Source organism: Natronococcus sp., from assembly GCF_047921035.1.
In the GTDB taxonomy this organism is placed as follows: Archaea; Halobacteriota; Halobacteria; order Halobacteriales; family Natrialbaceae; genus Natronococcus.
In genome coordinates, this window is the sequence record NZ_JBLRWX010000161.1 from 1 (window position 1) to 4,891 (window position 4,891).

At 70.2% G+C, this 4,891-nt stretch carries 7 protein-coding genes; 3 read left to right on the plus strand and 4 right to left on the minus strand.

The window, feature by feature from the left end; genetic code table 11:
• The 3 genes from truD to ACNA7R_RS19240 form a co-directional block, all read left to right on the plus strand.
• On the plus strand, positions 1–235 hold a 235-nt coding region (truD, locus tag ACNA7R_RS19230), incomplete at its 5' end, for a tRNA pseudouridine(13) synthase TruD (RefSeq protein ID WP_416285127.1).
• 78 nt (positions 236–313) lie between these two features.
• The gene (locus ACNA7R_RS19235) at positions 314–742 is read left to right on the plus strand and encodes a zinc ribbon domain-containing protein (protein WP_416285128.1); all 429 of its coding nucleotides are present in this window, start codon (positions 314–316) and stop codon (positions 740–742) included.
• Positions 743–790: 48 nt separating this feature from the next.
• A complete protein-coding gene (locus ACNA7R_RS19240; RefSeq protein ID WP_416285129.1) occupies positions 791–1,525 on the plus strand; it encodes a DUF2103 domain-containing protein in 735 nt (244 codons plus the stop codon).
• A 246-nt stretch (positions 1,526–1,771) separates the two neighbouring features.
• On the opposite strand, the gene ACNA7R_RS19245 is transcribed toward ACNA7R_RS19240, so the two are convergent.
• The 4 genes from ACNA7R_RS19245 to ACNA7R_RS19260 all read right to left on the minus strand — a co-directional run.
• On the minus strand, positions 1,772–2,551 hold the full coding sequence (locus ACNA7R_RS19245; protein ID WP_416285130.1) for a luciferase: 780 nt from the start codon (positions 2,549–2,551) through the stop codon (positions 1,772–1,774).
• A gap of 138 nt (positions 2,552–2,689) precedes the next feature.
• Positions 2,690–3,280: an NUDIX hydrolase gene (locus ACNA7R_RS19250; protein ID WP_416285132.1), complete on the minus strand. Its 591-nt coding sequence runs from the start codon at positions 3,278–3,280 to the stop codon at positions 2,690–2,692.
• 4 nt (positions 3,281–3,284) lie between these two features.
• Positions 3,285–3,782, minus strand: a complete 498-nt coding sequence (locus tag ACNA7R_RS19255; protein WP_416285133.1) for a hypothetical protein — start codon at positions 3,780–3,782, stop codon at positions 3,285–3,287.
• 40 nt (positions 3,783–3,822) lie between these two features.
• Positions 3,823–4,891, minus strand: a 1,069-nt coding sequence (locus tag ACNA7R_RS19260) for a glycosyl transferase family 2 (RefSeq protein ID WP_416285134.1), incomplete at its 5' end; no start/stop codon positions are given.

Genomic DNA, 4,891 nt, shown 5'->3' on the forward strand with positions numbered 1-4,891 from the left:
CGGCGAGCAGGGCGAGATCGAACGCGACGTGCTCGAGGAGCTGGGGCTCGAGTCCGGCGACTTCGACCTTCCGGGGGAGTTCCACTCGACGGGGACCCGCCGGGCGATCCTGGTTCGGACGGACCTGGGGCTCGAGCGCGATCCGCTGACGCTCTCCTTCGCGCTGCCGAAGGGGTCGTACGCGACGGTCGTCGCGCGGGAGTACCTGAAGGTCGATCCCGTCGACCTGGGCTGATTCGTCTCGAGGGCGTCACCGGAAACCGGCCCTGCCGACGCCTGACAGGCTTTTGTTCGCCCGAGCCCTACCTCGAGCATGCGAAGCGAACGCCTGCAGCGGGAGATCGACGACCTCGTGGCCCAGGGATGGACGATCGAGGACGAGGGTCGGGACCGAGTCGTGATGGTCGACCGGGAGTTCGGCTCCGTCGCCTCCCACATCCTGGTCGCGGTCCTGACCATCTGGTGGACGATGGGGATCGGGAACGTCCTCTGGGGGGCGTACAACTACGTCTCCCGGTCGCGCCGGCAGGTGCTCTGGGAGGGGCGGGAGCGCTGTCCGGACTGCGGCGCCCGCGTCTCCGAGGACGCCGCGTACTGTCCCTCCTGTGGCACCGACATCGAGACCGCGTCCGTCGACGGCTCCGGGCTCTCGTGTCCGAACTGCGAGGCCGTCGTCGCCGCGGGATCGCGGTACTGTCGGGCCTGCGGGACGAAATTCGCTGACGAGATGGGCTCCGCGTAGTCCGAGGAAAAACAGGGCCGTTTTACACCGCTCTCCCGAATCGCCGGTATGGAGTGTCGTCACTGCGGATCGGCCCTCGAGAAACCCGGAGACTTCTGTCTGGTCTGCCGGGCGGAAAACACCGAGGCGATCGTGCTCGAGGCGACCCGCGAGCGGGCGACGCTGACGATGCTGGCCGGCGAGGACGCCGACGACCCCGTCATCGCCGAGACGACGGTTACGACGACGCCCGAGGAGGGCGAGAACGAGGTCGTCGAACTGCGGAACTTCGCGGGGCTGCTGGCCGACGAGATCCGTCGCAAGCGCCCCGAGGAGGTGTACGCAAGCGGGAGCCGAGAGGTGATCCGCGCCGTTCGACGCGAGGTCCACTACCCCTTCTATCGCGTCGACGGCGACGCCGACGACCCCGTGGCGGCGACCCTCGAGCGCCGCGGAAACCGTGCCCTCGAGGTCGTCGAGACCCCGCCGGCCGAGAAGATCGGCGGCAGCCACTCGACGCTGATCGGCGGCCGAACCGGAATGCGCGCGATCCAGACCGTCGCGGGCCACCCCCACGTCAAGAAGGTCATTCCGGGACCGATCGACGCCGGGGGGAAGGGCTCGCAGTCCGGACTCCGGGCGAAAGTCACCCGCGCCGACGACGGCGGTAACGTCCGGATGCTCATCCGCGACGGCTCGAGCGTCCAGGAGAACCGGGTCGTCACGACGGCGCCCAACCGGGAACTGGGCGAGCGGATCCGGGACGACCTCAACGATGTGCTCGCCGACTCGGAGTTTCAGTAGCGGTAGCGGGTCGCACGGGTTCCGTACTCAGCACACCGCGTGAAGCTCGTGTTACGTACAGACGACTCACTCACCGCTCGCTACGCTCGCGCTTCGATCGTCGTTCCGCAGAGAGACGCGCTGTCGCGCGTCTCGGACAGCCGTTCGCCCAGTAGAAACTGCGAGCGAAGCGAGCAGTTTGCTCGCCTACGTAACGATTCGCTATTTCAGTAATTCACGGGAGCCGAAATCGGAAACGGAACGGCGCTACTCGAGCAGGGGATCCAACCCTCGAGCGGGGTAGCCCACGACGGTCGTCGCGCCGGCCTCCCGCAGGGCGTCGGTCTGCTCGCTGACCTCCCGTTCGGTACCGACGAGCGCGTAGTCGCCGGCGGCCTTCAGCAGGACCTCGCGCGCACGGCCGGTGGCGCTCGAGTCCGTCGCGCAGTCCTCGGGTAGGGCTCGAGCGACGAGCCGACGGCGGGCGACGTAGTCGCCGACGGCGTCGAGGACGGCGTCGTCCTCGTCGGCGAACACCGCGGGCGCGTAGACGGCGAGGTCGCCCTCGAAGCCGGCCGCCCGCAGCGCCCGAAGCTCGCGGGGAGTCGACCGCGAGAGCAGGTCGTACTGGGTCGCGCCCGTCGCCATCGCGATCCGTTCGACGCTCTCGGAGCCGACCCAGGCGTCGGGGTCGGTCTCGAGGGCCGCACCCAGTCGGGGTGCGACGGCCCGCTCGCGTTCCTCGTCGGTGAGGTAGGCGGGGTGGCCGGCGACCAGGACGCGTCCGACCGTCGACGGCAGTTCGGCAAGCAGGGAGTCGTCGCCCAGCGGGTCGAAGCCGTCCGCCCGGACGGGCGTCGTCACGAGGACGTCGGCGTCGGTCGACAGCGACTCGAGGACCGACGGCGCCGGGAGATGATCCCGGCCCTCGTAGTCGACGGCGATGGTCTCGGCGGGGATCGACGCAGCCAGGGAGACGTCACACTCCGCGGGTTTCAGCGCGATCCCGTCCAGTCCGGCTCGGGCGACGGTGCTCGTGGTTAACATTGGGACTCACCTCGCGCGACGAAAAGGCGGCTACGATCGGTGCGGAACGCGATCACTCGTCTGCGCGATCATGGACGTTCTGGGCGGGCCGCGAGCAAAAAGCTGACGTTCCGCGCAGGACTCGTACGGGTGCCCGTATCACAGCGTCGAACGATCGATCCGTTCGGGCGCCTCGAACTCGGTGGTCAGCTCGAGCAGCTGGACCAGAATACGCCCCGTCGCCCCCCAGACGGTGTAGCCGTCGACGTGGAAGTAGTGGATGACGATGTCGCCGTAGTAGGGGTGGTCGCGACGCTCGCACTCGTAGTTTGCAGGGTCGAGAAACCCCGACAGCGGGAGGACGACGATCTCGGCGACCTCGATCCCGTCGCGCTCGTACTCCCGGTCGGAGACCCGGGCGACGAAGGGGGTGACGGCGTACTCCGAGATCGTCCGGATGTCGTCGAGCTGGCCGACGACCTCGGCCTCGTCGGGCTCGAGGCCGATCTCCTCGTTTGCCTCCCGCAGCGCGGTCGCGAGGATCGACTCGTCCTCCGATTCGGCGCCGCCGCCCGGAAAACTCATTTGGCCGGGGTGGTTGCCCAGATCGTCGGACCGACGGGTGAACAGCAGGTAGTCCTCCTCGTCGCGCTCGATGACGGGGGCGACGACGGCCGCGTCGTGTTCCTGGTCGTCGATGCCGATCGGGGGGTGGTCCGCGATCGGCGCGAGGTTCAGTCTCGGTCCCATCTGATCACTCGAGGGCGGCCTCCAGGCGCGCGCGTTCGTCGGCGAGGTCGACGGGCGCCCACGTTTCGACGTCGTAACTCGCGTCCAGCAGCGTCTCGATCCTGTCGTCGTCGCCGTCGTCGACGGCCGCGTCAGCCGCCGCGACGAACTCCCCGCGAACCGTCTCGCCGAGGGCCTCGCGGTCGGGTCGCCTGGGCTCGACGTCGAGGATGTGGGGGACGTCCTCGGCGCCGTCGGGGACGGTCGGGAAGGCCGTCGGCCCGGCGACCAGCACGGTCTCGCCGGGCTCGACTCCGTCGGGGGCCGATCGCTCGGGCGGCTCGTAGGCGACGAGGGCGAACGACTCCAGCGCCCGATCGATCCCCGCCTCGAGGGCGTCGGGATCGACCTCGCCGCCGTCGGCGCGAAACGCCGCCTCCTCGAGGGCTCGCTCGAGTTCGGCTCGGGTGAGCCCGCCGAAGAGGTCGACGACGCCGGCGAGTTCGTCGGCGGTCGCGTCCATACGCCGTCCAACGGTCGGCGCGCTGATAAAGGTTGAGAGGTCAGTCGGTCCCCGTCGAGCCGACCGGCGGCGTCTGCCACGGACGGGCCCGCTCGCGGACGATCCCGGGATCGATCGTGGCGTCGGTCCAGCGGGGTAGTCGGCGGTCCGGCCCGGGCGGTTCGATCGCGGCGGCGTAGCGCTCGAGCTGGTCGCGTTCGCTCTCGGGATCGTACGCGAGCCCGTTGAACGCCGCGTCGGCACGGTACTGGGCGATCAGCTCCCGACCGATCTCCCGGTAGCGCCCCGGTAGCGTCTCGTAGTCGGGATCGATCCCGCCGTTCTCGAGCACCCGCAGCAGTTCGGCGCCGACCGTGCGGCTCATCCCCTCGAGCCCGGTCTCGCCGGCGACCGCGCGGTGGTCGTGCTCGTGGACGCCCAGGTCGACCTGCGCGGTGCCGGCAAAGCCGGCGTGCTCGAAGGCGTCGCCGAGGGTGCCGACCTCGAGACCCCAGGTCCGGGGCGGGCGGAGTCGTTCGGCGAGGTCGGCGGTCATCGCGAACTCCCCGGCCAGCGCGTACCGGAAGGCGCCGCAGTACTCGAGGATCGGCTCGTCGTGTCGGGCTGACAGGGTCCGGAGCAGCGGCTCGTAGAACAGCCGGAACAGGCGTCCGTAGAGCCGTCCGCGCTCGACGCGCGCGTAGTACCCCTTCGAGAAGGCGAACTCCATCGTCAGCGGGGCGAGCAGTCGACGGACGTGGTCGGCCTCGTAGCTGCGGGCGTCGGCGTCGTGGACGACGACGTACTCGCCGGCCTCGGCGGCGGGACCGAGCGCGAGCCAGACGTCCCGCCCCTTGCCGGTCTCGCCGGCGAGCCCGGCGTCGGCGAGTCGCTCCTCGAGGGCCGGCGCGTTACACCACAGCACCTCGATCGGCAGGGCGAAGGTCTCGAGCCACTCGCGAAACGGACCGATCCGAGCGGGCGACGCCCGGACCGGGACGACGACCGCGGCGGGCTCGAGGGACTCGAGTTCGGCGAGCACGCGGGCCGCGGCCGGGCTCTCGTGTTCCCGGTCGGTCATCGGAACGACGACGGCCGTCTCGGTGACGGGATCGCCCTCGAGGCCCGTC

Bases quoted from the DNA above. Each gene is read 5' to 3' on its own strand.
- ACNA7R_RS19255 (WP_416285133.1), bottom strand. From the start codon at position 3,782: ATGGACGCGACCGCCGACGAACTCGCCGGCGTCGTCGACCTCTTCGGC.
- ACNA7R_RS19240 (WP_416285129.1), top strand. From the start codon at position 791: ATGGAGTGTCGTCACTGCGGATCGGCCCTCGAGAAACCCGGAGACTTC.
- ACNA7R_RS19250 (WP_416285132.1), bottom strand. From the start codon at position 3,280: ATGGGACCGAGACTGAACCTCGCGCCGATCGCGGACCACCCCCCGATC.
- ACNA7R_RS19245 (WP_416285130.1), bottom strand. From the start codon at position 2,551: ATGTTAACCACGAGCACCGTCGCCCGAGCCGGACTGGACGGGATCGCG.
- ACNA7R_RS19235 (WP_416285128.1), top strand. From the start codon at position 314: ATGCGAAGCGAACGCCTGCAGCGGGAGATCGACGACCTCGTGGCCCAG.